Raw genomic sequence first — 26319 nt, forward strand, 5'->3', positions numbered from 1 at the left:
TAGACACTCTCCAGAGCTGCGTCAAACAAGAGTCTTTTTGCCTGAGAGATTCACAATTTTATTGCTTGCTCCTTCGGCGCTACATTCAAGTAGTCTCTCCCCGTGTCGTCATTCGCTTCTATAAAGTTGGTAAAGTTGGGCATACTACTGAAAGATGTATCTATCTTTATTCACACAATCATTTGTAAAGTGCTAATCTATTTTCTTTTTCAAATTTTCTAAATATATTTTTATCCTACCTGATTCTTATCATTTGTTCAATAAAAATTTTTTACAAAGGAGCATTTTTATCATGAAAGTGAAATTAAACATCGATGAAACATGGGAAGCAGCCTTCTCAACTAAATTGGAGCAAGATGGCCCTTGGTCTGCATGGGATTTGTATAAACTTGCCTATGAAATAGAAGACCAAACGCTTATCTCAGAATTTGAAGGACTGCAAAGCCCAAAACATCTAGCTGATTTAACGCCGCTTCCTCATCAGCTCGAAGTAGCCAAACAAGTAGTTGAAACAATGAATGGGAAAGCCATTTTAGCAGATGAAGTAGGACTGGGGAAAACGATTGAAGCAGGGTTAATTTTGAAGGAATATATGATTCGCGGACTTGTTAAAAAAGTTCTCATTTTAGTTCCAGCTTCGCTTGTTTCACAGTGGGCTATGGAATTGAATCAAAAATTTTATATTCCCGCAGTTCCTCAAAGAAAATCATATGTGTGGGATCAGTGTGACATCGTTGTATCTTCAATTGATACAGCAAAACGTTCTCCTCATCGAGAAATTGTGCTTGAACAAGACTACGATCTCATCATCATTGATGAAGCTCACAAACTTAAAAACAACAAAACAAAAAACTATGAATTTGTGCAAAGTCTAAAAAAGAAATTTTGTCTGTTGCTAACCGCAACACCGATTCAAAATCGAATTGAAGAAATTTTTAACTTAGTCTCTCTTTTAAAGCCTGGCCATCTCGGCAATAAAGACTATTTCGAAGAATTATTTTCCGCTAAAAAACGCTCTTTGCAAAACGATGAACACTTAAAAGAGCTTGTTAACAAAGTTATGATTCGAAATCGCCGCCACGATACGGGTATCGAATGGACGAAGCGAATTGTTCAAACCATTCCTGTTGAATTCTCGCCAAAAGAACGGGAGCTGTACGATGCAATTACATCTTTTAAAGGAAACGGACTCCACCCTTCAAGCGCTTTTTCAATTTTAACTCTGCAGCGAGAGGCCTGCAGCAGCCGTGAAGCGGTGTATATGACATTAAAAAACATGCTGGAACGTCAGGAAGATCAAAACAGCGCATTAACGGAACATATGATTACGCCGTTAATGGAACTACTTCAGCAAGTGCCGCAAAATGCAAAAGCAGAAAAAGTGCTAGAGCTCGTTCAGAAAATTGATGATAAAGTCATTATTTTTACTGAGTACAGGGCAACTCAACTGTATTTACAGTGGTATTTAAAACAGCATGGAATTACCTCTGTACCCTTTAGAGGCGGATTTAAGCGAGGTAAAAAAGACTGGATGAAGCAGCTTTTTGAAAGCCACGCGCAAGTATTTATTGCCACTGAAGCAGGCGGAGAAGGAATCAACCTTCAGTTTTGTCATCATATCATTAACTATGATCTGCCGTGGAATCCAATGCGTCTAGAACAGCGAATTGGAAGGGTCCATCGTTTAGGTCAAAAACATGATGTTCACATTTACAATTTAGCCATTCAACATACGGTCGAAGAACATATTTTAAAATTACTGTACGAAAAAATAAACCTTTTTGAACGGGTTGTTGGAGAGCTAGATGATATTTTAACAAAGCTTGATTTAAAAAATATCGAAGAGCATATTCAAGATATTTTATTTCATTCACGGAGTGAAGGAGAAATAAAAATCAAAATGGAGAACTTGACGTCTATTATTCAATACGAAGACAGCGAGGAGGATCAGCATGCAGCAAACTGATATTCATCAATTTTTAAAGCGTTATTTTCTAGCTAATAATTGTTCTATTGTCACAGAAACATCGTCTTACCTGACGGTTCAATTAACGATTGAACTCGATAAAGAATTGATGAATCGTCCATTTTACTGGCACTATATCGAAAAGACGGGAGGAGAAGCAACTCCTGCTTCGCTCACTTTCATTACAGACCCAGCATTTGAAGACGATTCCGTTCAAGGAGAACGAATTCATTTCGGTTCACCTAGGCTGCACCAAATTTTCGCTTCTACTCAAAAACTTGGCGGGTTTATTCACTTGTATGAACAAGTTGCATCAGCTCAGCCAACAAATCAGCCTTTACACCCTTGGCTTGCATTAAATATTAAAGTCTCGTACAAATGCGATCGTAAAAAAGATGAGCTCTTGTCGCTTGGCATTAATTTAATCAATGGACAAATTATTGAATCATTTCACGAATTAATCATTAATCAAAATTTATCATCTAAAATCTCAGACTATTGCTTTACTCTCTCACCTTTTATTAAACCGAAAAGTGCCATCGCACGACTCACATCATATGTGAGTGACTATGTTAAAACTCAGCCAACTGAATGGGCTGAAAAAGCGCAGGAGAGATGGTATGAAGACTTAGCGCTTCTTGATCATTTTTACGAAACAGCAGAAGAGCTGCCAGAAATATATATGACCGAAAAAACAGCGCTTCAAGAATTGTACGAGCCGACTATCTTATTTAAATTTATAAACGGTGGCTTATTTTACATATCGCCTGAAACGATGTCTCGTCAATTTAATAAAACACAAGCCGGTTAAAAAAAGATGAGCATATGATATGCTCATCTTTTTTTTTTCTTTCGATACCACAGCATAAACGACAGCGGAATCATTCCAAACCATCTGTTTGCAAAAGGTGCTCGCTCTTCTTTTTTTTGAATCTTTTTCGTTTTCCTCTCTTCTTTTGGCTGATCCATATATTGTACAAATTGCTGAGTCATATATTTTACATAATCATTCGTTTTCATATAATCATCTCCTCAGCACTATTATATCCGGAGAGAAAGAGACTTAATCCGTCCACTTCACAATGTGCTGATCCTTTTTTTGAATATATGCCGTTTCCGTCAATGCTCTTCCTTGCAATGTTTGACACTTTATTTTTAGGATAATCATCTGTTCATCTTCACTTACTACTTCGTATGAAACCGTACCAGTTTCTAATACTAAAGGTGCAAATGGAGATTTATTATGTTCTTTTATTTCTTTTTTTACATGTACAACCGCGTTTTCTAAAAGATGCTGCAGACGATTTTTCTGCTCTACTTCTTGATAAAATGAACTTTTCGTCACAAAATAAGTGGTTTGCTGAGCTATTAACAGAAGAAAAAGCGCACAAAATGCCAAAACAACCGGGAGAATAAATCCTTGCTCATTATGTTTCATGAGCAAGCATCAAAAACGTCGTAATGGTTTCTTCTCTAACTTTGTTAACACCGTCTGTTGAACGAATCAACAGCCTTTCTTTTTGCTGTTCGTACATAATATTCTTAATGTGCTGCTGCACAACTTCATGACCGCTTTCATCCACTCGTCTTCTTATCTTGTCTTCGTAGCGTTCATAAGTGATGATCTGATTATTTTCCATTTTCAACGTAAGCGTAGTCGCATGAATTCCCACTTCTTTTGCTTCTCGATATTCCATAGCAAGTTGATTTACAAAGATTTCCCACTCCATTTCATTCATACTAAAGTCCGGATTATATGTTTGCTTAGCTAGCGGAATGATAATGGGGAAAAAGGAAACAATGATCAAAAAAAGAGTAAAACTGACTAGCATCTCTACAAGCGTAAAACCTTTTTCCCTTTTCACTTCAACATCACATCACACTTCTTTTTCATTTTCTCAGCGGAATCTGTCCATTCTACACAAAGCTTTTGAGCACTTTCTCCGTCCCACTTCAGATAAAACGCAACGTTTTCTTTTACGATTTTTTCTCGCCGTTTATATCCTGCTTCATATTTATATTTCAATAGCTCTTCGTGCAAGATAGCATCAGCTTGATACGAAACATATTGCTTCTTTTCTGCTTCCTTCATCTGAACATACAAAGGAATAATTGTACCGGTTAGGAGTAAAAGCATACTAAATGAAACAAGCATTTCTAACAAGGTGTAGCCCTGCTGACCCTTACATCTTGTCCACATAAAAACGCCCTCTGCCTATTTGAAAAGTAACTTTATATTTAAATTTTTGATTGCTGATAAAAATGGTCTTCGCTTGAGAAATATTGCCGTTTTTGTTGTATTGTATCGTGGAATTGCCGCTTCCAAACGTGATATGAATGGTGGAGTCATAGGCGCGCTTATAAAGAACGGCACGAGAATCAGAAATAATATATTCTGTTCCCTTCGGTGCGAAGTTAATTTTAATTGGAGATTCTCGGTTCATGGCTGTCTGCTGCACATAAAACGTGTCGCTTTGCAGCTGTCGCAAGAATAATGTGATTTTGTAATATTCCACAAGCGGCCGAATGGCTACGATAACGGAAAACATCATCACTTGCACAATAAATAAAACCATCAGCATCTCAATGAGGGTAAATCCTTTTTGCTTAAGAAGAACCACTAGCTGTAACCTTTCCGGTACCGTCAATTTGAATAGCTTGACCATTTGGACACACGGTGCCTTCTTTTAAGTAGCCCCCTGCTTCAAGCTCTTCTAGACTTGGTTTTTCGCCATTTTCAAGTTCGTATACTTGTACCTCAGCCTCTACGGTTTTGACAAGAGCTGAGCAGCCTTTGTTGTTAATAACCGTATTATGCTTTAATACATTTGGAATCATAATGAGCAAAAGCACGGTAATAACGAGCATAACAATGAGCATTTCAATAAGGGTAAATCCTTTATTACCTTTTAGAATCATATTCTTTCACCTTTCTACAAGCTCGACATCACTTCTAACATCGGAAGCATAACGGACATATACATAAGCAGAATGACAATTCCGATGAATAAGAATGTAAGCGGCTGTACATATTTTAAAATACGAAAAATAAACTGTTCCATTCTTTCCATCATAAATAGACTGTAATCATACAGTTCTTGAGAAAGCTCACCGTTCTGCTGGCCATGAACAATAACATGAGCCAAGTCTTTTTCATAATGAGATTTACCTGAAACGATATGATCTAATCGCATTCCTGAGGAAAGTTGATCTGTAAAAGCAAAAGCTTCCACTTGAAAAAACGGATGATGCTCTTGCTTTTGAAAAAGAGCAAAGCATTCATAAATAGATAAACCACCATTTAGTAAATTGCTCATATGAACAGAAAAAAAGTACGAGTTAAATAGCCGTGTGAACGTTCGGATAACGGGAACTCTCATAAAGAGCTGCATTTGAACTACTGGAGGCAATTTTTTAATGTAAATCACATAAAACAAATACAGGATGATTGGCATACTGATGACTGCAGGTAACACAAAAGGAAAGAACGACATCGCCTGCATAAATAAGAGGATAAACGAAGACTGCTTGTTTCCAAAGGATAAGTACAGAGCTTCAAACTGTGGAAGTAAAACCGTACTTAAAACAAATAAAATGGACAGAATAAACAGCAGTAGCAATACGGGATATTGAACAAGCTTTTGAAATTTTTTACGATGCCTTACTTTTTCTTCAATCATTGAGCTGCTTTCTTTTAAAGCAAATTGAAGGTTTCCATGCTGCTCCGCAAAATATAAATAGCTTAAAATATCACGGTGAAACTGAAGTTTAACAAAAGCATCGTGCAAAGATTCTCCTCGTTTTAACTGCTCAAGACATTTTTCAATATCCGTTTTTTCTTTGTTAGATACTTGAAACGTCAAAAACGAAAGAGCTTGAGAAAGAGTGTAGCCTTTTTCTAAGAGCTTAGAGACCTGCTTAAGAATTTTCGCTTGCTGAGCAAGAGACCACCTTTTTTGTCTATTTGTCTTTACCCCCATCCGTCTAGCGAATGCGGATATAAATAGCCTAGCGCGATTCCTTTTAGAATAACATCTCGGAGCGTCTTATAATCATAATCCGCATTTTCTCCTTTCACTTCTCTCATCACTGCGCTAAGCTCCTTGCCATAAAGCAATTCGTATATGCTGGACTGACGATGCTTTCTCATTTTTTTACAAGCGGGATGGCATTTTCCGGAACACAGCGGACAGCGAATTTCTACAAGGCGCTGTGCAGCTACTGCTACAAGAGTCTGTTCCATTTCTTGAAAGCTAACGCCAAATTCAAGCAGCCTGTACAAAGATCCTTTTGTATCTTTAGTATGCATCGTTGTCAAAACCAAGTGTCCGGTAAGCGCTGCTCTCACAGCAATTTTGGCAGTCTCACTATCTCTTATTTCTCCCACCATGATAATGTCTGGGTCATGGCGCAATATAGCTTTTAAACCAGTCGTGTACGTAATCCCCGCCCGTTCATTTACCTGTACTTGAAGCACGGTTTCACTCGGTTTTTCAATAGGGTCTTCTAGTGTAATAACATTTCGATTAAAAAGATGCTTTACTTCGTGTAAAAGAGTATATAGAGTAGTGGTTTTACCTGATCCTGTAGGACCGGTAAAAATAATTAATCCATGAGAGAATTTCAAGAGAGAAATAAGCTTTTTAGTATGTTCAGGAAAAAGAGATAAATGTTTGAGAGATGTAGATTGTTGATGAGGCAAAAGCCGAATAACAAGACTTTCATCATGAGAAGTAGGAAGAGTTGATAAACGTAAATTTACTTGATAGTGATCAATGGAAGTGGTCAATGCACCATTTTGAGGTTTTCTTCGTTCGCCAATATCCATTCCCCCTAAAAATTTAAAATGCGAAATGAGCCGTTTAGACATTTCCTTTGAAATAACCCTCTTTAAAATAAGCTCTTGGTCAATTCGCAGCTGAATCACAGCATCTTTCTTTCGGGGCACAATATGCACATCAGAACTTCGGCACTCACATGCATCTCGTATAATGTAAGTTGCAAACTGTTCAATTTCGGTCAAACGATCATCACTCCTTTATTTGTAATCAAGATGATTGGTAAAACATCTAGAAACAGTAATTTCGACCTTTTTCGAGATTTCCCTCCTTTTTTTTTCATTTTTTATAATTTTTTTGGTATACGCTTCTTTTCTTCGCTTCAATCCTTGTACAAGATGTACAACTTCTGTACACCTCTAAACGATTACATAAAAAAGACAACGTGATGTAAAACTCTACGCTGTCGTTTTATTCGTTATTTACTGAATTGAACTTCTTCATCATGTACGCTTACACAACTAGAGAAGCAAGACTTGTTTTTTTCTTGACTAAATTTTTAAGAGCAGATTCGTTATAGCCTACTACAAGCTTTTTGCCATCTGTCAAAATTGGTCGGCGAAGCAAACGAGGATGTTCAATTAATAGATTGACTACTTCTGATAGCGTCATGCTATCCACATCAACATTTAACTTTTTATATTCTTGACTTCTTTTAGCAAGAAGTTCATCCATCCCTTCTGTTGTCATAGAAAGAAGTTCAAGCATTTCTTTATGAGTAGGTGTTTCTCTAAATAAATGACGCTCTTTAAAATTTACATCTTCCTTCACTAGCCATTTTTTCGTTTTACGACAAGATGTACAGCTCGGATACGTATAAAATTTAATTTCTTCCATATGAAACCCTCCCGTTTTTTAGTTGTAGGTTGTTTATATACATTGTACACGTTTTGTATAACTTTTGTATAGTATTTTGCACATGTTTTGTATAACTTTTTTTCTTCTGTCGTATTTCAAGGAAAAGATAGCGTTTTCAGGAAAGAAAGGATGTATTATAATGGAAAAGTATCGATATAGTTTCATAAGTGCTTTCTAGTGCTTACACAGCGATGACATTCATCATGACACTAACTAAGTTTGATAAAGGAGGAAATGGACGTGGAACGAATGTACCGTGTAATGGGGTTCTGGACAGCAATTTTCACTGTAATGTTTTACCTCGGTCACATGCATAAGACTTCTTTACTCTTTTTAGCTCAAACAGGCTTTTTTGTAATTCTTAGTTATTTAAAGCTGTCTGAAAGAATGTACATTTACGTTTTCGGAGCATATTTGACGGTCTTTTTTGTGGGGTTCACGTACTGGTCAACTTTTATGATGACACCAGGACAGTAAAGAGAAAAGCGATGGGCTTCCATCGCTTTTTGTATTCTTAAAAACCATTTAGAAAAGGATTTTGATCCATTTCGTGTCCCACAGTTGTTTCAGGTCCGTGACCGCTTAGTACAAGCGTATCTTCTGGAAGGGACAGCAATTTTGATTCGATGCTTTCTAACAGCTGAGCTTGATTGCCTCCAGGTAAATCTGTGCGTCCAATGCCGCCTGCAAAAAGCGCGTCACCAGATACTACGAAGTTACCCGGTTTGAAATAATATGAAACGCTGCCAGGAGAATGGCCAGGCGTTTCATACACCTCAAATTGGAATGAGCCAATTGTTAAATTGCCTTCGACTGAAATAATATCGGTTGCATCTGGAGCCGTAATTTCTCCTAAATCAAAAAATTTCGAACCGTTTAAATCACTATTATGAAGCCATTCTTTTTCATTTTTATGTACATAAAGCGGGATAGAGTAGTGATTCATCACTTCATCTACTCCTCCAATGTGATCAAAATGAGCGTGTGTCAGCAAAATAGCCAACGGTTTATACGTTTGTTTTTCTAGAAATTCAACAAGCTGTTTTCCCTGAGCTCCCGGGTCAAAAACTAAACACTCTTTTTTTTCGTTAGCCACGACATAACAATTCGTTTGAATCGGTCCTAGCGGTATACGATGATAGTTCATAATGTATCCTCCTTGTAAAATTTATTTTCGTTATATGCATTATCATACACACATCATCTTATAAATGAAAGTAAGGACCTTTCTAAGCTAATAAGGCGAAAGAAAGATTGGTTTTCATCTCGACAAACGGTTAGAAAAGTTTTACAATTAAAGGGATAAGCTAATGATAGCGCTTTAATTTTAAGTTGCCTAAAGGAGGTTTCTTCGAGTGGGTCTTATGATTATTTTTGCACTAACAACATTGCTAGGCGTATTTGCAGCTATTTCATCTTTTAGAAATAAAAACATATTAGGCATTGGTTTTTCGGTACTAACATTCGGTGTGTTCGGATGGTTTACCGTGATGACCATTATACATCACGGTTACCCGGCGGTACATCATTAAAAAAGCCACGCAAAGCATATGCTTTGCGTGGCTTTTCAAATAGATAGATATTCCATTGCCGCAACTAAAATAGCCTTGGTGGGATTATATACGCGCGATATTTGAGATAAAGGCAGCGGATTAATTCCTTTCCCCAGTTCTAAAGTGAACCCTAGCTTTTTCTTTTCCAAAATAAACCAATCCTTAAATCCAGCGTGACTATCAATCGTTTTGACTGCTTTATAACCGCTTACCCTTTCAAAATAATTGGCTATTTCCTCCGCTTCCTTCGGCTCTTCATTCATATACCCCCAGTAAAATTCTTCTCCTTGGGTATGTAAAGCGATCACACAATCAAAATCATGACGCTCAACGAGTTTTACCATTGCCTGCGCTTCAGGTTCAGACAGAGATTCATAGCCTGGAAAGTCCCGATAATGCGGAGCTTTAGGTTCTTTGCGCTTTTTTTCAATTTCCCAATAAGCTGGAAACTGATTGTTTAAGTCTACCCCTCGGATATTTGCTTTCCAGCTTTGAAAATCAGGAAAATCTCTCCCTATTTTAGAAAGAAAAGACGCATAAGGTTCACTTACAGCAGGACCTTTTAAGACCAGATCTACTCCGTCTGGATTAACAATTGGAACCGCAGAAAGCGTAATTTGATTAAAAAGAGTTCTTGCTTCCTTACCATTCAACGCCTGATCATAATGAAGAGCAGCTAAATAATCTTCAACAAACTGTAGAAGAACATTTGTCGTAATCCATTCATTGGCATGAAAAGACGCATTAATATGAACTTTTCTTTCTCCGTTTCCAATTAAAATATGAGGAATCGGCTTTCCAAGCACGCTGCACCCTATCCATTCAAGAGCACCATAGGGATAGTACGTTAAAAGTGTTTGGATATCTTGTATTGTTCGCGTGTAATCGTAGGGCTTTTGGATATCTACAATTTGCATAATCTTCACTCCTTTACACTATGTATATGTAAAGATTGAAAAGATGCATGATAAAAAAGCGCTTTGACTAAATGTCAAAGCGCTTTTTTATCTCAGTTAGATTCTTGCTTATTATTCAAAATAAGATTTAACTAACCAAGCTCCTCCAATAATTCCCGCATCGTTTCCTAAAGTAGCGATTGCTAGTTCAGCACCTTGCGCTACGCGAGGAAATGCAAAACGTTTGAAATAATCTCTTACCGGTGCAAGTAATACCTCGCCTGCACGAGACACACCGCCGCCTAGAACGATCTTCTCAGGGTTTAATGCATTAGCAGAGTTTGCTAGTGCTAGACCTAAATGAAAAGCAACTTTATCTACAACATGCATAGCTAACTCGTCTTTTGAACGAGCTGCATCAAATACATCTTTAGATGTAACTTGTCCATTTTGTTCTAACACTGTGCGAAGCTCACTTGGTTTGTCCGTTTCCGTTAATTCTTCCATTGTTAAACGTACAATTCCAGTTGCTGAAGCAATGGTTTCTAAACAGCCGGTTTTGCCGCAGTTACACGGTGCCCCGCCTTCAGGAATAGAAGTAATGTGCCCGATCTCACCAGCGGCTCCATTTACGCCTTGTACAATTTCACCGTTTGCAATGACGCCACCGCCAACGCCTGTGCCAAGCGTAACGCAAAGTAAATCTTTTGCTCCGTCTCCAGCACCCTTCCACATTTCTCCAATCGCTGCAATGTTTGCATCATTGTCTACTACAACAGGAAGAGAAGTTTCTACTTCCAAGATATCTTTAATAGGGAATTTTTCCCAACCCAAATTGACAGCTACTTCAATCGAACCGTTTGCAAAGTTGACAGGCCCCGGTGCACCAATACCAATTCCTACTAACCTTGATTTTACTTCTCCAAGATCGTTTAACTTTTTATCAATTGCTTTTGCAATATCCGTTGGAATTTTACGGCCTTGCTCGCTCACATCCGTATTAATTTCCCACTTGTGAATGATTTCTCCATAATGATTAATAAAGGCCATTTTTATTGTTGTACCGCCTAAATCAACTCCAACTAACCATTTGTCATCCATGTTCATTCATCCTTTTTCTCTTTTTGTTGTTTTAACTCTCGACGAAGCAAAAGAATTGCCATTTGGTAATCACGTACATCAATCAAGTTAGACTGATATAACTCTTTTACTTCCGCTTCCATCAGCTCTAAATCAGCAATACGATCGCCCACGTATATAAAAATGCCGAAGGACTTTAATAATTGTTGTACATCATATAACGTATTCATTCTGTCACCTTTATCCTATTTTCTAGGTGATATGATTCATTTATTTTGAGATAACTCAACAGTCATTCAGTCATAAACAGCGGCCGTATTTAACGCCCACTGCTAGGTCTACATATTAATATTCTAGTAAACGTTCTCACAATAGTAAAGTATAAAATATTAAATTCGTCATTCAACAGTTTTAATTTCCTATCTCTTGCTTCAGCTTTTCGTATTTTTCATTTTGCGGTTCCAGCGCAATTGCTTTATCGATATTTTGTGTGGCCGCTGGAATATCATTCAGTTTCATATTCACCAGAGCTAAATTGTAATACGCCTCATGAAAAGTTGAATCATACTTTACAGCCTGATTTAATTGCTGTTTAGCTTTTTTATAATTTTCAAGATAAAATTCTGCGTTAGCACTGACGAAATACACGTTACTATTTGCTGTTCCTTTTTCAACAAAAAGCTTAATGGCATCTTTTGCTTCTTCATACTGCTTCTGTTGAAGATACGTAGCCGCTACGCTGAGTGCATAGGGCTCATCTTGATAAACAGAACGCTCATGATATCCATAAAAAAGCAGACTTCCTACTAATAAAAGCGTGCAAATGAAAGCCGGAATCTGAATATACAGCTTTTTTTGTTTCGGTAAACTGACGATGCTCGCAGCTAAAAATCCGCCAACCAAACCGCCAATATGTCCTGCATTATCGACGTTCGGCGCAACAAATCCAAAAATCAAGTTAATCACAATGATGACAATAAAACTCGACCCCATTGTTCGAAAAAAGAAGCGTGGATTTGTTCTTGCTATAAACAGTAAAGCTCCAAAGCAACCGAAAATAGCCCCTGAGGCTCCTGCGGAAATGGACGTATTCCATATAAAACTTCCTAGAGATCCTGCAAACCCGGCAAATATATAAATAAAGACAAAACGTCCGCTGCCATATATCCTCTCTACAAGCGTTCCTAAATAATAAAGGGCTACACTATTCATAAGCAAATGCAGAAGTCCTATATGCAAAATTATAGGTGTAAAAAAACGCCACCATTCGCCTTCCATAATTAAGGGGTTGTATTTAGCTCCGTATTGAATCAGAGTGAGCGTATTTTGTGTACTGCTCTTCCACTCCAGAAATAGAAACATTAAGATTTGCAGCGCTAAAAATATATATGTAAAAATAGGCTTCCCGTATCCAGCTATTTGCTGTTCTTCGCTTTGTTTTTTCTGTACAAAAAGCACAATTTTATGTTTCCACTTCTCTATTCGCTGTGCTTCTTCTTCGGAAGAGAAATTGTCTGCGCTTTCTAATGTAAGACCTAGCCGTTCGAATAAAGGTTCATAAGCGCTTGCTTTCTCTGCCGTTAGTTGTTCAACGTAACTATTCACTTTAGAGGGACTCGGCGCACTTTCTAAGGACTGCTCTGTATAAAAAGGATCAAAATCAGCAAAGTAAATCGTGTTAAGAGTAAGCGTTGATTTACCTCTCTGCTTTCGCACATTCTCAGCTCTTTGTAATGCATACAATACATCTTTTTGCTGCTCAACGGCTGATTTAAAATTCCGGCGGACTATGCGGACAATTGACTTATCTTTACGATGCGACGATTGAAACCATAGCTCAGAAGCATCAGCTTTCATCGAAATCAGCTCATATGAAGAATGGCCAAGCAATTGCTGTGCCAGCTGCAAATAATAAAAATCTTGCCTAGACAAATAGTCACCTCCTCATACTCTCTATATGTAAAGATGGCAGAAAGCCAGGAAAAAAGCAACGATTTTCCCTTTTTCTTTTTCTACAAAAAAACACCTTACAGGTCGGTAAGGTGTTTTTTATGTATCTTTCGCTCTTAGCGGAAGACCTGCTTCATTAAACGATCCCGAACAAACGGCAAATTAAAAAATGAACGAACAGCTAGACTGCGGATAAATGAATTTCCAAACAGCGAATTTAAAACACGGTATCTCATTTGATAGCCCAGCGTTCCAACAACTAAAAGCGTAAGTACTAATACAATATGTCTCATTTTCAAGCCTCCTTACGTTTACTTTGCTCCTATGACGAACATTTTATGCTCTTATATAGGTAAAAGCAGGATAAGGATTCCGCCTGTAAAAGCAGCAAGCAAAATAGCGGCAAGATTTACAACATCATTGTTAAAGAAAGTTATTCCTTTCTCTTTTATCGTTGGCTTACGGCAATGATCTTTCCGTTCCGTTTCAATACCGCAGCTTTGACAGCGAAAGCGAACTTGCACACTTGCTCCAAGAAGAGTGTCTATAGCGTTTCCAATAAAACCAAAGCACCCGACTAGCAATATACTACTCAGCGATGCGAATGGAAAAGCAAAATAACAAGCGGCAGCGATAAGAAAAGCTCCGGCTGCTCCGGCTGCTGTACCTAAAAGTGAAACGGCTCCTGAGGTACCCGCTTCTACTCTCTTTAATGTCCAAAGGTAAAACGGCGGCTTCTTACTAAGAGATCCTATTTCAGATGCCCATGTGTCCGCATTAGCAGCTGAGATACTGATCATAAACATCCACATGTAAACAGGAAAAGCTGTTGCAGCATATAACAAACCGCAAGCAGCACCTACACCTCCATTAGCAAGGACTTGAATATAATCTCGCCTGTCGTGTTTCTCTAGCTTTTCTTCTAGTGCGCGTTTTTTTTCTTTTTTGTACTTACTACACAACGTAGAAGTGCTAAAAAATAAGAGTAAGAGTAAAAAACCTTGAAGCGAAAAACCAATATAAACGCTCGCTCCTACGATGAAAGACATGCAGGCTCCCGATACTGTCAGTGCTTTTGCTATGTAGCCTGCTCCTGCCATGAGTAATATTACAATTATCATGACAGCATCAAACGGATTCACAGCAAATAAGCTCCTTCTCTGTCAAAATATATTCAACGGGAATATCATGAGATTCATATGGGACCTCTGAAACGACTTGACAATCAAACGCGAGGCTTAGCTTCTGTCCGGTATAATCTGTTAGATAACGATCGTAATAGCCGCCTCCATAGCCGATACGATATCCATTTTTGCTATATAGCACGCCAGGCACAAGGAGTAAATCAATTGAAGATTTTGAAACGGGAACAGTTTCTTCAACAATTGGTTCGGCTAACCCGTAGTACACTGTTTCAAGCTGTGAAAAATTCGTAATCTCGTAGAAAACCATTTGAGATGTTGTGGGGTTGCATTTTGGAACAGCTACTTTCTTTCCATCTTTCCAAGCACGTTCAATGATGGCTTTCGTATTAACTTCTTTATTTCTTGAAACTGTAGCTGCAATGACTCTAGCTTCTTTCCATAAACAAGTTTCATACAGTGCATTTGCTATGCTTGTTGAATGTGCCTCGTGCTGCTCTTCAGAAATTAAATTAAGAACGCCCTTCATCTCTTTGCGCAGATGAGATTTCATTTTAATTCCCCCTATAAAAAAAACAGCAGGATTGTACTCCTACTGCTTACTTTGTTTCACGATGAAGTGTAACTTTTTTAAGTCTTGGGCTGTATTTTTTTAACTCAAGACGATCTGGGTTATTACGCTTGTTTTTAGTTGTAATGTAATTACGGTCACCAGTTTCAGTGCAAGCTAATGTAACGTTTACGCGCATCTATTTTCCCTCCAAACATTATAAACATAAATCAGACTTTAATATAATATCATTTTTCGAAAGGAAATGCCAGTCTGTTTTTTTGAAGAAAGTCATTTAATTTCATTTCTTCACTTTTTCTTTCCTCTTAGAGCCCTGAGTTCCTTCTCTGCTGCACCTTATATATGAAGTTTCTTGAAATAAACGAAACTCTTTTTACGAGAGGCGCACTTCCTTTCTTTTAAATAAAATCCATTATTTACACTCTTTGATACTCTTGTATTTTTTCTACAAAATATGCCGACAGCTTCTTGGCAGTCTGAGTGTTTAACGCCTCGGAATAAATATTTAATACAGGCAAGTGACCATCGGGCAAAATAAGCGTCCATTCATGAGGATCATGATAAATTTTCAAGCCATCAATGACATACACTTGTTTACCGATTGCTTCTTCTAATAGTTTCTTCATCACTTGTTCTTGAATTTCTAGCGGACATGAAATATACCGCCAGTTCATATAAGCGTGCGGGACATATTGAATCATTTCAGAAATTTTCCGCTGTTGCACCATAATTAATTCGATCAGCTGGCATAAAGCGTACATGGCATCCAACTGAAATTGAACAGGCCCTAAAAGACTAAGCAAATCACGTTTTTTTGCTTTTGTTCTCATAAATGATTGATTGAGAGATTGAGCAAATGTTTCTAGTGTGGATGAATAGTGTATAGGAATAGGAACGAATGCTACTTTTTTTGTCATGTATACGCTATAAATATAAAGCGACATAATTTCTGAGTCATTTACGCTGCAGCCTTTTTCATCATATAGAGCAAATGTTTCTCCATCTTCTTTAATCTGAATACAAAAAGACAGCTTATTTCGTTTAATTATTCGTTTGGGTTCTTCTGTTTTCTCCCATTTGTTTAAAAATAAAACGTGGACACGAAGACGCTTACATAATAATTCGACAACTTCCTGTATAAACGGCGAACAGATCACGCCAATCCGCATATTGTCTTCTAATAAAGCATGCTGATTAATTGATTTTACTAAAGCATCACAATATTCTCTCCTGATATTTCCTATGCTTGTTTCTTTAAATGAAACAGAAGTCGTTACGCTTGCTTTTTTAGCTTGAAGGTACATCCGCTCAATCTTTTTTTCAATAAGCTGATTAACTAATTGCCCTTTATCATCATATATTTCTAAAAACAGGCTGCTGTTTTTGCTATCCACACCAATATAAATACCAATGCTCGCTTGTGAAGTCATCATGTAATATCGAAATACCGGAAGAGCTTCTTTTTTAATATCATACACAGCTGAATGATTACTTCGTAAAAAAGAAAAGCATTCTTTGCGAAGCTGAGTGGCTTCTCCTTCATCATCGCTTGCTAGACAAAACGACCCTTGATGTTTGCATACAAGTAATAACGCATTGTATAGTCTTTCTCGATCAACAGATGAATGTACATACAAGCGACCGTTTTTGAAGATAGAAACATCTGGCTTTACAGAAAGTTGGGGTAGCACTTGATTTTCAGCTACTGTATCTTGGACATACGTAGTCATTGCTTGAACATTTACATAGGGACCTATCGTAGCGTTGTATAAAAACGATTCTGCCCCCACCGTTACGTTTTGAAGCAAAATCGTTTTATCGATTGCAGCATGTGCTTCTATGATGCTATTGGTTCCAATAATCGTGTAAGGACCAATTGAAGCACCTTTTTTAATCACCACATTTTCTCCTACGTAAACCGGATCGTAAACAGTCACCCCTTCTTCTATGAGCGCGTCATCTGAGACAATACTTTCCTGTCTATTGCCAAACCACTTGCTCCACAAATCATAGTGTGCTTGACGATAATGGTGGATTTGCCCAATATCAATCCAATAATCTTCCGTTACAAAACTGCACACAGTATGATTATGTTCCAAAAGAAGCGGGATAATGTCAAAGCTAAAATCTGTAGGACCATAAGAATTCACGTAATCAAAAACGGATTTTTTGATCACATACACTCCCGTATTAATCAATCGGCTATTGGCCTGTTCGTAGGTCGGTTTCTCTACAAACTCGGTGACTCGATGCCCTTCATCTATCGTCACCACTCCATAACCCCGCACGTCGTTTACTTCTTTTGTAACAATGGTCATTTCGCTTTTTTGTTCATAATGAAAATGAATAACGTCTTGAAGATTAATTTCTGTTAAGGCATCTCCACTAATAATAATACAGTCTTCCTCAATAAAGGCCTCTGCTCGCTTAATTCCGCCCGCCGTTCCAAGAGGCTCTTTTTCGATAAAATAAGTAAGCGTCACTCCCCACTGAGAGCCATCCCCAAAGTATTCAATAATTTGTTCATGCCTATACTGCAGCGTAATCCCAATCTCTGTAATTCCATGTTTCTTAAGCAGCTCAATGCTATATTCCATCACAGGTTTATCGTAAAGCGGCAGCATAGGCTTTGGAATCGTATAGGTCAAGGGCTGCAGTCTTGTTCCTTTACCGCCAGCAAGTATAATGGCTTTCAATTTTTTGCCTCCCTCCTTTTTTTATCCTGGCAAATGTGATGTTGAAACAGCTTACTTGTATCAATAGCGATTTTTTCCCAGCTAAACATAGTTGTTGCTTTTCTATACCCATTTTCGCTGATTTTCGCAGCCGTTTTTTCATTTTTTAACAAAAATTCAATACAGTTAATTAATTCGAGCGTATCTCCTCGGGCAAACGTCAGGCCCGTGTCGAAATGTGAAACAATATCGCTTAGACCTCCTGTATCGGCAACGATAGTTGGCTTCTTGGCTACCATCCCCTCTAAAGCCACAATTCCAAAAGGTTCATATAGACTTGGAAAAACAACCATTTTGCAAGCTTGAAGAAGCTGATTTCGTTCGTTATCGGTAATGTATCCAATAAAATACACGTATTTGTCCAATTGCTTTTCACTTACCTGTGTTCGAAACTCATGAAGTAAAGGTCCTTTTCCCGCCACAACGAATTGAACATCTATTTGTTTTTTCTTAAATAGTTCCGCTGCTTCAATAAATAGCTGAAATCCTTTTTCATATACAATTCGTCCAATTGAAAAAATAATAGGGGCCTTTCTAAAATTATATTTCTTTTGTAAACTTTCTTTTAACCGCTCATTTACTGCGTCGACTACCAGCTGCTTGTCAATTCCATTTGGAAATATAGCAATTTTATCTTGTTCTACGTGAAATAAAGTGATTAATTCTTTCTTCATATAGTCACTGCAGACAATAATTGAACTTGATTGTCGAATCAGCTCCTCTTCTTGCAAGTGAATTTTCTGCTGCATGTCATTATGAATACCATTATTGCGCCCATGTTCTGTCGCATGAATGGTCGTAATTAGCGGTCTATCCGTTTTATCCGCTAAACATTTTGCAGCGGAGGCAACAAGCCAGTCATGAGCATGAATAACGTCAAAAGACAGCTTGTAGCCTAATTGCAGTCCTCTAAGAGCCATAGCCACGTTCAAACTGTTTACCCATGTCAAAAAATCCGGATGATGAGGCTGCAGGCTTTTAACTCGGTAAACATGAACACCGTATAACCGCTCATATTCCGGCAGCCCCTCTACATATGTTGTTAATACACTAACGTGATGGCCCGCCTTTGCTAACGCTCTGGATAAATCAAATACATGTCGTGCAAGTCCTCCGATAACTAGAGGAGGGAATTCCCATGCAAGCATTAAAATGGAGAGACCGCCTTTGTATTGATTTACTGATAAAGCTGCCGGCTCTATCTCTTTTGTAGGGTATAAAAAAGAACTGCCTGAAAGAAAACTGTTTTCGCTATCCATCCTTGGATTCTTTTCGTGACAAAGAAAATCAAATAGTTTTACTTGCCTTTCGTATTCATCTCTGACTTTTTCAAAGTTATAAAGCCAATCGCTGCTGCTTAAAAGAAGCCACTGTCGGTAGATAGCATTCACCACGCTAGGATGTTTAGAATCGATAACATCTAGCATTGCCTCTGACTTCTGTACAGTTGAAATAAACAATTGATTGTTCTGACTGACAAATTCAGCGCTTTTTGTTGCACCGTAGAGTGCAAGAGTTTCGTTTTGGTGAAACTGTATATCCCTCGCGTAGTCTAAAGGATATTGAAATGTACCCCTTGCTGCTTGCATTCGCTGAAAGCCAAGCGTGTCCTTAGCTTTCAAATCCAAAACAGCGCTCGCTTTATTCATGGTTCCTTCCTCAATTTGTTTTCCTTGCTTAGGATATGGAAACAAGATAATGCCAGCAGGCGACTTTTTTAGTTCATCTGTTGATGACTTCACAAAGGTATAGCGTATTTCATGAGATTTTAGGAGCATATCTACTTGATGAGTATATTCTCCTTGCTGTATAAAAAAACCGCCGGGCTTTTTTTCAAAAAACTGTTGAAAAACACGTATTGCTTCTGTAATTTGGAGATTTAATGTTTGTTCGGTTTTAAGGATGGAAACGAACGCGTTCGTTACGGTAGTAGGAATACATTCCATCATGTCATGTTGAAAGAAATATTTGCAGGCTGAGAACAAGCTCCCTTTCCACTTTTTTAAAAAAGTGAGTGCTCTCTGATGCTGCCGGCTTGAAAACTGGTGTAAATACCGCGCGTAACGAGTGTTAAATGCCTCGTCGTTTAATGCGTTCAAAAATACACAAGACATCACAGCTGTTGCACCTATCAATTTCTTAGACTCAATTTGATCTAAAAAAGGGATGAACTCGTTCGTTACTTGTTCAAACAGCGGATACTCGCTCTCTGCTTGAAATACATGTAGCAAGGGATAATGCATATAAGTTAAAAGAATACAGTCATCACTATTCATATTGCTTTTTCACCTGCTCCAAGTCATTTGAATATAAGGAATATGTGCTAAATTCATTTTGAACACCCTGGTGAACTTTTACAGGTTCGTACATCCAGCTCAACGAAGTTGCATTCACTTGTTCATGTTGTTCTTTCATCAAATAAACCGGATTCGAACGAAGAAGGGAAAAAAAACTTCCTTCTTTATCTTGAATGCCAATATCTATTACATACGTGCGCTCACTTTCCAAGCTGTTCATAAACATGAAGTCTTGCTTAGGAGTAAGGCCTTTCATATAATAGCGGTTTGATTCATGCCCGTTAAAATGAAGACCTGTTATATCATACGTACACATAGCTAGATTCAATTCTTCCCATCGTGTCGAAAACATACTTTCTACCATCTCTCGAATATGCTCAGAAAACGACCAATGAACATAAATACGAGATGAGTCAAGCTGAGTAGCTATACACACATTTAAGTTTTGAATAAGATTAGCAGCCACTGTTTTATCACTTCGTTTCTTAGAATGTTTTTTCTACATATAAATGCCGTATAAACTTATTAACATCTTACCATTCAGAAAAAGTTGCCACAATAAACGCAATTTGTCGATTTGTGTTAAAAATTCAGGTTAACGTAGTAATTATAATTTACTAACAAAAAAACCTCTTCGCTTATTAGAAGAGGTTTTTCTACTATTCGTTTAAGTCGTAGCGTTTGCCTTTTACAAGGTAAAATATGCTTTCTGCTACGTTAGTGGTATGATCAGCCATACGCTCTAAATAGCGGGCTACAAATAAAAGCTGCGTAATTTGGTTCATAGCCTCCTGCTTTTCTTTAGCAAGACTTAAAAGTTCTTTGATTGTTATTCCGTAAAGCTCATCCACTTGATCGTCCATTTCCGCTACTTTTTTAGCCAGCACAAGATCTTCCTCGTGATAAGCTTTTAACGAAAGGCTCAACATTTCAATCGAAATATCGTGCATTTTCTTTACATGTTCTAACGGCTTAATTAATTCTTCGTTTCCAATTCGTATAGCTGATTTTGCTACGTTAACCGCAAAATCTGCCATACGCTCAACATCCGAAGCAATTTTAATTGCCACAATGATACGTCTTAAATCGATAGCCACGGGCTGCTGCTTTGCAATCAGTAAGATAGCTAGGTCATTAATTTCTTCTTCTAAGTCATCTACGTATGAATCGCCGTCGATAATTTCTAGCGCCAGCTCAACATTGCTTGTTTGCAACGCTTCAATTGATTTTGATAGCGCCTCATGCGTTAAACGCCCTATTTCTAATAATTTTTCACGTAATATCTTTAAATCACCATGAAACTTTTCGCGTACAACCACTCATCCCATCTCCTTGTATGTCTTAACCGAAACGACCTGTAATATAATCTTCTGTGCGTTTATCAGATGGCATTGAGAAGATTTTATCTGTTTCTGCGTACTCTACCACTTCTCCATTTAAGAAAAATGCTGTTTTATCTGAAATACGTGCCGCTTGCTGCATATTATGTGTAACAATAATAATGCTGAAGTCTTTCTTTAATTCTTGTACTAACTCTTCTACTTTTAATGTTGAAATTGGATCGAGTGCAGAAGTAGGCTCATCCATTAAAATAACGTCGGGTTCAATAGCCAAGCAGCGCGCAATACAGATACGCTGCTGTTGTCCACCTGACAACCCATTCGCATTTTGATTCAAACGATCTTTAACTTCGTCCCAAATAGCTGCTCCTCGTAAACTTTTTTCAACAATTTCATCTAGTTTTTTCTTATTGCGAACGCCATGAATTCTTGGGCCGTAGGCAATATTATCATAAATAGATTTTGGGAACGGATTTGGCTTTTGGAAAACCATTCCTACTTGCGTGCGCAGCTCTTCCACGTGGTACGATTTATCAAAAATATTTTTCCCTCTATACTCAATTTCACCTGATGTACGGACAATTGGAGTCATTTCTACCATACGATTTAACGTTTTAATATATGTTGATTTTCCGCAGCCTGATGGACCGATGATCGCGGTAACTTCGTTAGCATGAATGTCTAAATCAATATTTTTTAAGGCATGTGTGTTGCCATACCATAAATTCAAACCTTTTGTTTTATATACAATTTCTTTTGTTTGCGGAGTATCTACTTTTTCTTTGTTAGTCAATTCCATTGTTATTGCCATTGGATAATCCTCCTTCATCGTCTTTAACCGTTTTGAGCACAATAAAAGTCTCTCTATGTCTATTTAATATCTATTGTTTACTATCAGTGTAAATAAATACGAGAAGCCGAAACGCTTCCCCTTATTTTGATCATTTCTATTAACCCTTACACTTACAGAATAATAGCCGACTATTAATTGTGTTTTAACTCAATGTAAAGCTTTTGTAAACGAAGGTCTATCTGCGTGTTTTTTAGGTAAAAAACTAGTTCTTACGACCCTTAAATTCAATAAAAAACCATATATGTAAAGATTTTCAACAAAAAAAGAAGAGGTAGAGACATAACTAAATTAATTCAATCTAAAGGTGGGTGGATTGGATTAATAAGCCAGTATGAATTACTTCCGATACCGCTGTTGATTTTCGTTTCACGGACAGCCGGTGAGCCTCCTCGTCGCTTCGCTTTCCCTGCAGAAGTCTTCACCTTGCCCTCCAATCAATCGCTAAAAGGGCCCACCTACACGAAATCTACGTTCACTCTACCAATAAAAAAATCCGAACGAAGCTGATTCTTAATCAACTTCGTTCGGATCTTACTTTAACTAATATGCTTTTATTCCAGCCTCTTTAATTGGCGTCGTTTGCAATGACAGCCTGTTGATTCTCTTCTTGGTCTTTTACTTCTTGTTCACCTTTTTTCTTTAAATCAAAATACGTATCGAGCGCAGAACGAGCAAGCTCTTTTGTAATGGTATTTGGTGCACTTGGCACAAATGCCGATGGTACCACTACAGCTACTGCAATTTCAGGATCATTCGCCGGAGCAAAGGCCACAAAGTTTGAATTATTAACTTTAATCGGATCCCCTCCGCTTGGGTTTTTCTCATAGGCTTGTGCCGTTCCTGATTTACCAGCAGGATTATAGTTTGCTGTATGGAAAGCTGCATACCCTGTACCGCCTTGTTCTTGAGTAACGCGCTTAAAGCCACTTTGAACATCTTTAATGTATTCTTCTTTCATCGTGATACGATTTAACACATCAGGTTCAAATGAATGCTGCGTACCGCCAATTTCATCGGTTTTAATCGTTGGTTTTCGGATTTCTTTTACTAGCTGCGGCTTAATACGATACCCTCCATTAGCTATTGCAGAAGTATATTGAACAAGCTGCAGCGGCGTGTACGTATCATACTGACCAATTCCTAAATCAAGCGCCGTACCTGGAACATCGCTTCCGCCTTGGACACCTGTTGATTCGTTATCAAGGTCTATGCCTGTTGATACGCCTAAGCCGAACTGACTGTAGTAAGAACGCAGTTCGCTGAATGTATCAGGTTTAATCGGTAAAGTCATGTTTTTATGATACTGTAACCCAGCCATAGCCATTACCGTTTTAAACATAAATACGTTGGATGAATATTTTAACGCAGATGAATACGTTAAGGGTCCTAGCCCTTCAGCCTCAGCTGATTTTTTAACCGGTGTTCCTTTAATTTTTAACGGTTCATCAACGAACACTGTGTTTGGCTTAATAGCTCCTGAATCTAAGCCGGCTAAAACCGTTGCTCCTTTTACAACAGAGCCCATTGTATAAGATGTTGAAATATTTCCTAATGCAAAATCTTCTATTTTAGGCGCTCCAGTCTTCTTATCAATGGTGTATTTTTTACCTGCCATCGTTAAAATTTCTCCTGTGTGAGGATCCATCATAATAACAAAAGCACGGTCTAAAAATTGCGTTCCTTTCATTTGCTTTTTGGCTAAAAGCTGGTCGGTAATTTGTTTTTCTACCGCTTTTTGAAGCTCCATATCAATAGTTAAAACCAAATCACTGCCGCGTTCACCTTTAGACACTTGAATTGTATCAAGGAGATTTCCTTTTTTATCTGTTACATATTGGACTTTTTCTTTTTGACCGCTGAGCTGAGCTTCGTATTGCTTCTCTAAATAGCTCGTCCCAACTTGGTCATTTCGGCTATAGCCTCTTGACAAGTAATACTGTACTTTATCTTTAGGCAGTCCTTCGTTGGCAGATGATACATTTCCAAGCAAAGTGCGAAGAGTACTGTTTTCTGGGTATGAGCGATCCCAATACGTTGTTGTATCAACACCTGGAAGTTCATCTAAGTGCTCACTTACAACGGCATACTCTTCATTTGTCACACCGCTCTTAACAATTTGCGGGGTGTTAGAGTAACCTGCCTCCATTTGGCGCTTAATAGCGAGAACTTCTAAATCACTCTTTAGACTTTCTAAATCTTTTTTAGAGATGCGGTCTAACTGACGTTGATACAGTTGGTCATCAGTCATTTCACCATCTTGAACTTTTTTGCGATCAGCTTGCGTAATTTTCTGTTCCGCTTCTTTAGGGTGAAGCATAATCCAATAATCCTTCATATCGCGTTCTGTAATTTTTACCACATTTTTAGCATCTTTATTCTTTTTATTTTCCGGAATATCAATCACATTTGTGGTGTAAGGAACATCGATCATAGTGGCTAACTTTTTAGCGATGCGCAGCCTTTCTTCAGCTGTATTTCCTTGAAAACGAGTATATGTAATTGTATTTAAAGAGGTATTATCTACAATTACGCGGTTATAACGATCGTACATTTTCCCTCGAGGAACAGGCGTACTGACCGTAACGTCCTGTGTTTTTTCGACTTCTCGTTCGTAATTCTCACCGTATACAATTTGAACAAGTCCCAACCGCAAAATTAATACGGAAAATAGGGCAAATACGGTCAAGAAAAGTAAGTTCACACGAAAAGGCACGTGACTTTTTCTTCTTTTTTTCTTTTTCATACCAACACCTACACTTTATAAAACATATATACCATAACACCATAAAATCAGCTATTTAGCAAATAAATAGACACCTGGCAGGTGCCTATTTACACAACGTATTTATTCTAAAAGAAAAGCGAAGCATTTTCCATAGTACAAATGAAGGAGCTCACAATACTCTAAGCTGGAGACTCTCCGTCTCCTTCATTTAATACCGGAGGAGTAACAGTCGTTTCTTTTTTGTGCAGAGGCTGTGAGATATGTCTCACACAAAAATAAATGATCGTATGCCCTGCTCCAACAATAGCTAATAAAATGGGAATACTTTTTGCTTCATCAAAAAATAGTACAGCTATTAAAAATAAAGATATGGAAGCGACGCGTCCAATATTCAGAAATACTTCTCTGACAACAATGTATTCAATTCTTTTTGAAACAACGTCTTTTGCTCGCCCAATCACATCGTACGTTAGAGAAATGAATGGAACCAACAAAATAGGATAAGCAATGGCAATACAAACAGCATATATAATTAACTTTGGATACGATAAGTTAAAGATAAGCAAAAAGACTGCTCCATAGAGAAGGAGGCCCCCTGCGAAGATAAATCGAAGGCGATTTTTTTGCTTAATAAACCTTGAGGCAACATAGTATCCTACAAACGCAACTGCTGAATTCACCAGTCCATATGTTCCTAAAGCTAGTTCACTTCCCGTCGTAATAAATACCATGACGGATACAACAAAAATGAACGTACCTTCACGCAACCCTTGAAAGAAATGAGCCTGCAATATTCGATTCCAGTCTTTATTGACTTTTCGTTCAGCCCATACTTCTTTAAATTTGTATACTCCTTCCGCTGCGCGTCTTGTAATAAAAAAACTAAGCACAACGGCACCGATAAACAATAGCAGTGATACACCAAACACGATTTTATACCCAAGTGATTCATACAAAGCGGAAATAACAAAGCCCGCTCCTAAAGGACCAATCATCCCTGCAAAAGAGTTTAAGATCCCTAAAAATCCGTTAAAAAAGTCTCTTGTATCAGGTTCTGTAATTTCAAAAGTTAGCACATTAAAAGCTAGCCAATAAAAGCCGTATCCTATACCCAGCAGTCCGCCAAGCAATACTAAATACTGGGCTGCGTTAGCTCCACTGATTAATACAGCGATATAAAAAACAGCTAAAAAAGATACACCTAATCTTAAAACCACAACCCGGTCAATTCGTTTGGCCCATTTACCTGCTAAAATAAACGTAAGCGGCTGAAGCACCACTACCGCTAAATTATAAATAGCGAGATCCGAAAATTCGCCTGATTGTTTCCACAGATAAATGTTAACAAACGAATTGGAAATTGAAATAGCCAAGGCATAAAGACCGCCTATAATTAAAAGCAAAAGTAAATCTTTACTAACTTCTACATCTCCAACTACTTTTTTTAATAAAGGCATATCAAAAAACTCCTTTTCTCTTCTACACCTAGTGTGTGAAAAAGAAAAGGAGATATGT

At 37.8% G+C, this 26319-nt stretch carries 30 protein-coding genes and 1 riboswitch; of the genes, 4 read left to right on the top strand and 26 right to left on the bottom strand.

What is annotated here, in order from left to right; genetic code table 11:
- Positions 1–19: 19 nt before the first annotated feature.
- Positions 20–112, bottom strand: a riboswitch (glycine riboswitch).
- Positions 113–292: 180 nt separating this feature from the next.
- Positions 293–1966, top strand: coding sequence for a DEAD/DEAH box helicase (locus tag AC3WJG_RS06450; RefSeq protein WP_014458233.1), 1674 nt, complete (start codon positions 293–295; stop codon positions 1964–1966).
- On the top strand, positions 1953–2777 hold the full coding sequence (locus tag AC3WJG_RS06455) for a YqhG family protein (protein WP_060746976.1): 825 nt from the start codon (positions 1953–1955) through the stop codon (positions 2775–2777). The genes AC3WJG_RS06450 and AC3WJG_RS06455 overlap by 14 nt, the downstream gene beginning before the upstream one ends.
- 23 nt (positions 2778–2800) lie before the next feature.
- Here the strand turns inward: AC3WJG_RS06455 and AC3WJG_RS06460 are convergent, their stop codons facing one another.
- The 9 genes from AC3WJG_RS06460 to AC3WJG_RS06500 all read right to left on the bottom strand — a co-directional run bounded on the left by AC3WJG_RS06460 (position 2801) and on the right by AC3WJG_RS06500 (position 7641).
- Positions 2801–2986, bottom strand: a complete 186-nt coding sequence (locus AC3WJG_RS06460) for a YqzE family protein (protein ID WP_128819640.1) — start codon at positions 2984–2986, stop codon at positions 2801–2803.
- 43 nt (positions 2987–3029) lie between these two features.
- Positions 3030–3404 carry a competence type IV pilus minor pilin ComGG gene (gene comGG, locus AC3WJG_RS06465; RefSeq protein WP_102812643.1) on the bottom strand — a complete coding sequence of 125 codons (375 nt, stop codon included), beginning with the start codon at positions 3402–3404 and terminating at the stop codon, positions 3030–3032.
- Entirely contained in the window at positions 3394–3831 is a 438-nt protein-coding gene (gene comGF, locus AC3WJG_RS06470) for a competence type IV pilus minor pilin ComGF (protein WP_492588057.1), read from the bottom strand. Before comGF ends, comGG begins: the two co-directional genes overlap by 11 nt.
- Complete coding sequence (locus AC3WJG_RS06475; protein WP_028410645.1) at positions 3828–4166, bottom strand: type II secretion system protein; 339 nt, start codon at positions 4164–4166, stop codon at positions 3828–3830. Before AC3WJG_RS06475 ends, comGF begins: the two co-directional genes overlap by 4 nt.
- Positions 4150–4632: a competence type IV pilus minor pilin ComGD gene (gene comGD, locus AC3WJG_RS06480; protein ID WP_337050928.1), complete on the bottom strand. Its 483-nt coding sequence runs from the start codon at positions 4630–4632 to the stop codon at positions 4150–4152. The genes AC3WJG_RS06475 and comGD overlap by 17 nt, the downstream gene beginning before the upstream one ends.
- On the bottom strand, positions 4574–4885 hold the full coding sequence (gene comGC, locus AC3WJG_RS06485) for a competence type IV pilus major pilin ComGC (RefSeq protein WP_016765560.1): 312 nt from the start codon (positions 4883–4885) through the stop codon (positions 4574–4576). The genes comGD and comGC overlap by 59 nt, the downstream gene beginning before the upstream one ends.
- Positions 4886–4899: 14 nt before the next feature.
- Positions 4900–5946 carry a competence type IV pilus assembly protein ComGB gene (comGB, locus tag AC3WJG_RS06490; RefSeq protein WP_028410643.1) on the bottom strand — a complete coding sequence of 349 codons (1047 nt, stop codon included), beginning with the start codon at positions 5944–5946 and terminating at the stop codon, positions 4900–4902.
- Entirely contained in the window at positions 5937–6989 is a 1053-nt protein-coding gene (gene comGA, locus AC3WJG_RS06495; RefSeq protein ID WP_492588059.1) for a competence type IV pilus ATPase ComGA, read from the bottom strand. The genes comGB and comGA overlap by 10 nt, the downstream gene beginning before the upstream one ends.
- 268 nt (positions 6990–7257) lie before the next feature.
- Positions 7258–7641 (bottom strand): Spx/MgsR family RNA polymerase-binding regulatory protein, encoded by a 384-nt coding sequence (locus tag AC3WJG_RS06500; RefSeq protein WP_013059178.1) that lies wholly within the window; start codon positions 7639–7641, stop codon positions 7258–7260.
- Between the two features lie 261 nt (positions 7642–7902).
- Here AC3WJG_RS06500 and AC3WJG_RS06505 point away from each other — a divergent pair, with 261 nt between their 5' ends.
- Positions 7903–8139, top strand: a complete 237-nt coding sequence (locus AC3WJG_RS06505) for a DUF2626 domain-containing protein (protein ID WP_013059179.1) — start codon at positions 7903–7905, stop codon at positions 8137–8139.
- Positions 8140–8176: 37 nt separating this feature from the next.
- Here AC3WJG_RS06505 and AC3WJG_RS06510 read toward each other — a convergent pair whose 3' ends face one another.
- On the bottom strand, positions 8177–8809 hold the full coding sequence (locus AC3WJG_RS06510; RefSeq protein ID WP_028410642.1) for an MBL fold metallo-hydrolase: 633 nt from the start codon (positions 8807–8809) through the stop codon (positions 8177–8179).
- 208 nt (positions 8810–9017) lie between these two features.
- Here AC3WJG_RS06510 and AC3WJG_RS06515 point away from each other — a divergent pair, with 208 nt between their 5' ends.
- Positions 9018–9194 carry a DUF2759 domain-containing protein gene (locus AC3WJG_RS06515; protein WP_013059181.1) on the top strand — a complete coding sequence of 59 codons (177 nt, stop codon included), beginning with the start codon at positions 9018–9020 and terminating at the stop codon, positions 9192–9194.
- Between the two features lie 35 nt (positions 9195–9229).
- On the opposite strand, the gene AC3WJG_RS06520 is transcribed toward AC3WJG_RS06515, so the two are convergent.
- The 16 genes from AC3WJG_RS06520 to AC3WJG_RS06595 form a co-directional block, all read right to left on the bottom strand.
- Positions 9230–10132 carry a M14 family metallopeptidase gene (locus AC3WJG_RS06520; RefSeq protein ID WP_337133916.1) on the bottom strand — a complete coding sequence of 301 codons (903 nt, stop codon included), beginning with the start codon at positions 10130–10132 and terminating at the stop codon, positions 9230–9232.
- A gap of 111 nt (positions 10133–10243) precedes the next feature.
- Entirely contained in the window at positions 10244–11212 is a 969-nt protein-coding gene (locus AC3WJG_RS06525) for an ROK family glucokinase (protein ID WP_013059183.1), read from the bottom strand.
- 2 nt (positions 11213–11214) lie between these two features.
- Positions 11215–11421, bottom strand: coding sequence for a YqgQ family protein (locus AC3WJG_RS06530; RefSeq protein ID WP_013059184.1), 207 nt, complete (start codon positions 11419–11421; stop codon positions 11215–11217).
- A gap of 181 nt (positions 11422–11602) precedes the next feature.
- Positions 11603–13123: a rhomboid family protein gene (locus AC3WJG_RS06535; RefSeq protein WP_098331857.1), complete on the bottom strand. Its 1521-nt coding sequence runs from the start codon at positions 13121–13123 to the stop codon at positions 11603–11605.
- 134 nt (positions 13124–13257) lie between these two features.
- Positions 13258–13434: a protein YqgO gene (yqgO, locus tag AC3WJG_RS06540; RefSeq protein ID WP_013059186.1), complete on the bottom strand. Its 177-nt coding sequence runs from the start codon at positions 13432–13434 to the stop codon at positions 13258–13260.
- A gap of 51 nt (positions 13435–13485) precedes the next feature.
- Complete coding sequence (locus tag AC3WJG_RS06545) at positions 13486–14283, bottom strand: DUF92 domain-containing protein (RefSeq protein WP_102812645.1); 798 nt, start codon at positions 14281–14283, stop codon at positions 13486–13488.
- Positions 14270–14836: a 5-formyltetrahydrofolate cyclo-ligase gene (locus tag AC3WJG_RS06550; RefSeq protein ID WP_102812646.1), complete on the bottom strand. Its 567-nt coding sequence runs from the start codon at positions 14834–14836 to the stop codon at positions 14270–14272. Before AC3WJG_RS06550 ends, AC3WJG_RS06545 begins: the two co-directional genes overlap by 14 nt.
- A gap of 46 nt (positions 14837–14882) precedes the next feature.
- On the bottom strand, positions 14883–15032 hold the full coding sequence (gene rpmG / locus AC3WJG_RS06555; protein ID WP_013059189.1) for a 50S ribosomal protein L33: 150 nt from the start codon (positions 15030–15032) through the stop codon (positions 14883–14885).
- A gap of 238 nt (positions 15033–15270) precedes the next feature.
- Positions 15271–17550: a sugar phosphate nucleotidyltransferase gene (locus tag AC3WJG_RS06560; protein WP_102812647.1), complete on the bottom strand. Its 2280-nt coding sequence runs from the start codon at positions 17548–17550 to the stop codon at positions 15271–15273.
- Positions 17547–19865 carry a glycosyltransferase gene (locus AC3WJG_RS06565; protein ID WP_028410636.1) on the bottom strand — a complete coding sequence of 773 codons (2319 nt, stop codon included), beginning with the start codon at positions 19863–19865 and terminating at the stop codon, positions 17547–17549. The genes AC3WJG_RS06560 and AC3WJG_RS06565 overlap by 4 nt, the downstream gene beginning before the upstream one ends.
- Positions 19858–20352, bottom strand: coding sequence for a DUF4912 domain-containing protein (locus AC3WJG_RS06570; protein ID WP_102812648.1), 495 nt, complete (start codon positions 20350–20352; stop codon positions 19858–19860). Before AC3WJG_RS06570 ends, AC3WJG_RS06565 begins: the two co-directional genes overlap by 8 nt.
- 193 nt (positions 20353–20545) lie before the next feature.
- Positions 20546–21205, bottom strand: a complete 660-nt coding sequence (gene phoU, locus AC3WJG_RS06575; RefSeq protein WP_102812649.1) for a phosphate signaling complex protein PhoU — start codon at positions 21203–21205, stop codon at positions 20546–20548.
- 22 nt (positions 21206–21227) lie between these two features.
- A complete protein-coding gene (gene pstB / locus AC3WJG_RS06580; protein WP_371264484.1) occupies positions 21228–22025 on the bottom strand; it encodes a phosphate ABC transporter ATP-binding protein PstB in 798 nt (265 codons plus the stop codon).
- Positions 22026–22372: 347 nt separating this feature from the next.
- Positions 22373–22501: a hypothetical protein gene (locus tag AC3WJG_RS06585; protein WP_255256606.1), complete on the bottom strand. Its 129-nt coding sequence runs from the start codon at positions 22499–22501 to the stop codon at positions 22373–22375.
- 143 nt (positions 22502–22644) lie between these two features.
- Positions 22645–24822: a peptidoglycan D,D-transpeptidase FtsI family protein gene (locus tag AC3WJG_RS06590; RefSeq protein WP_102812650.1), complete on the bottom strand. Its 2178-nt coding sequence runs from the start codon at positions 24820–24822 to the stop codon at positions 22645–22647.
- A 161-nt stretch (positions 24823–24983) separates the two neighbouring features.
- Complete coding sequence (locus tag AC3WJG_RS06595; RefSeq protein ID WP_028410632.1) at positions 24984–26261, bottom strand: MFS transporter; 1278 nt, start codon at positions 26259–26261, stop codon at positions 24984–24986.
- Positions 26262–26319 lie beyond the last annotated feature (58 nt).

The organism is Priestia sp. FW507-14D1A (assembly GCF_058781295.1).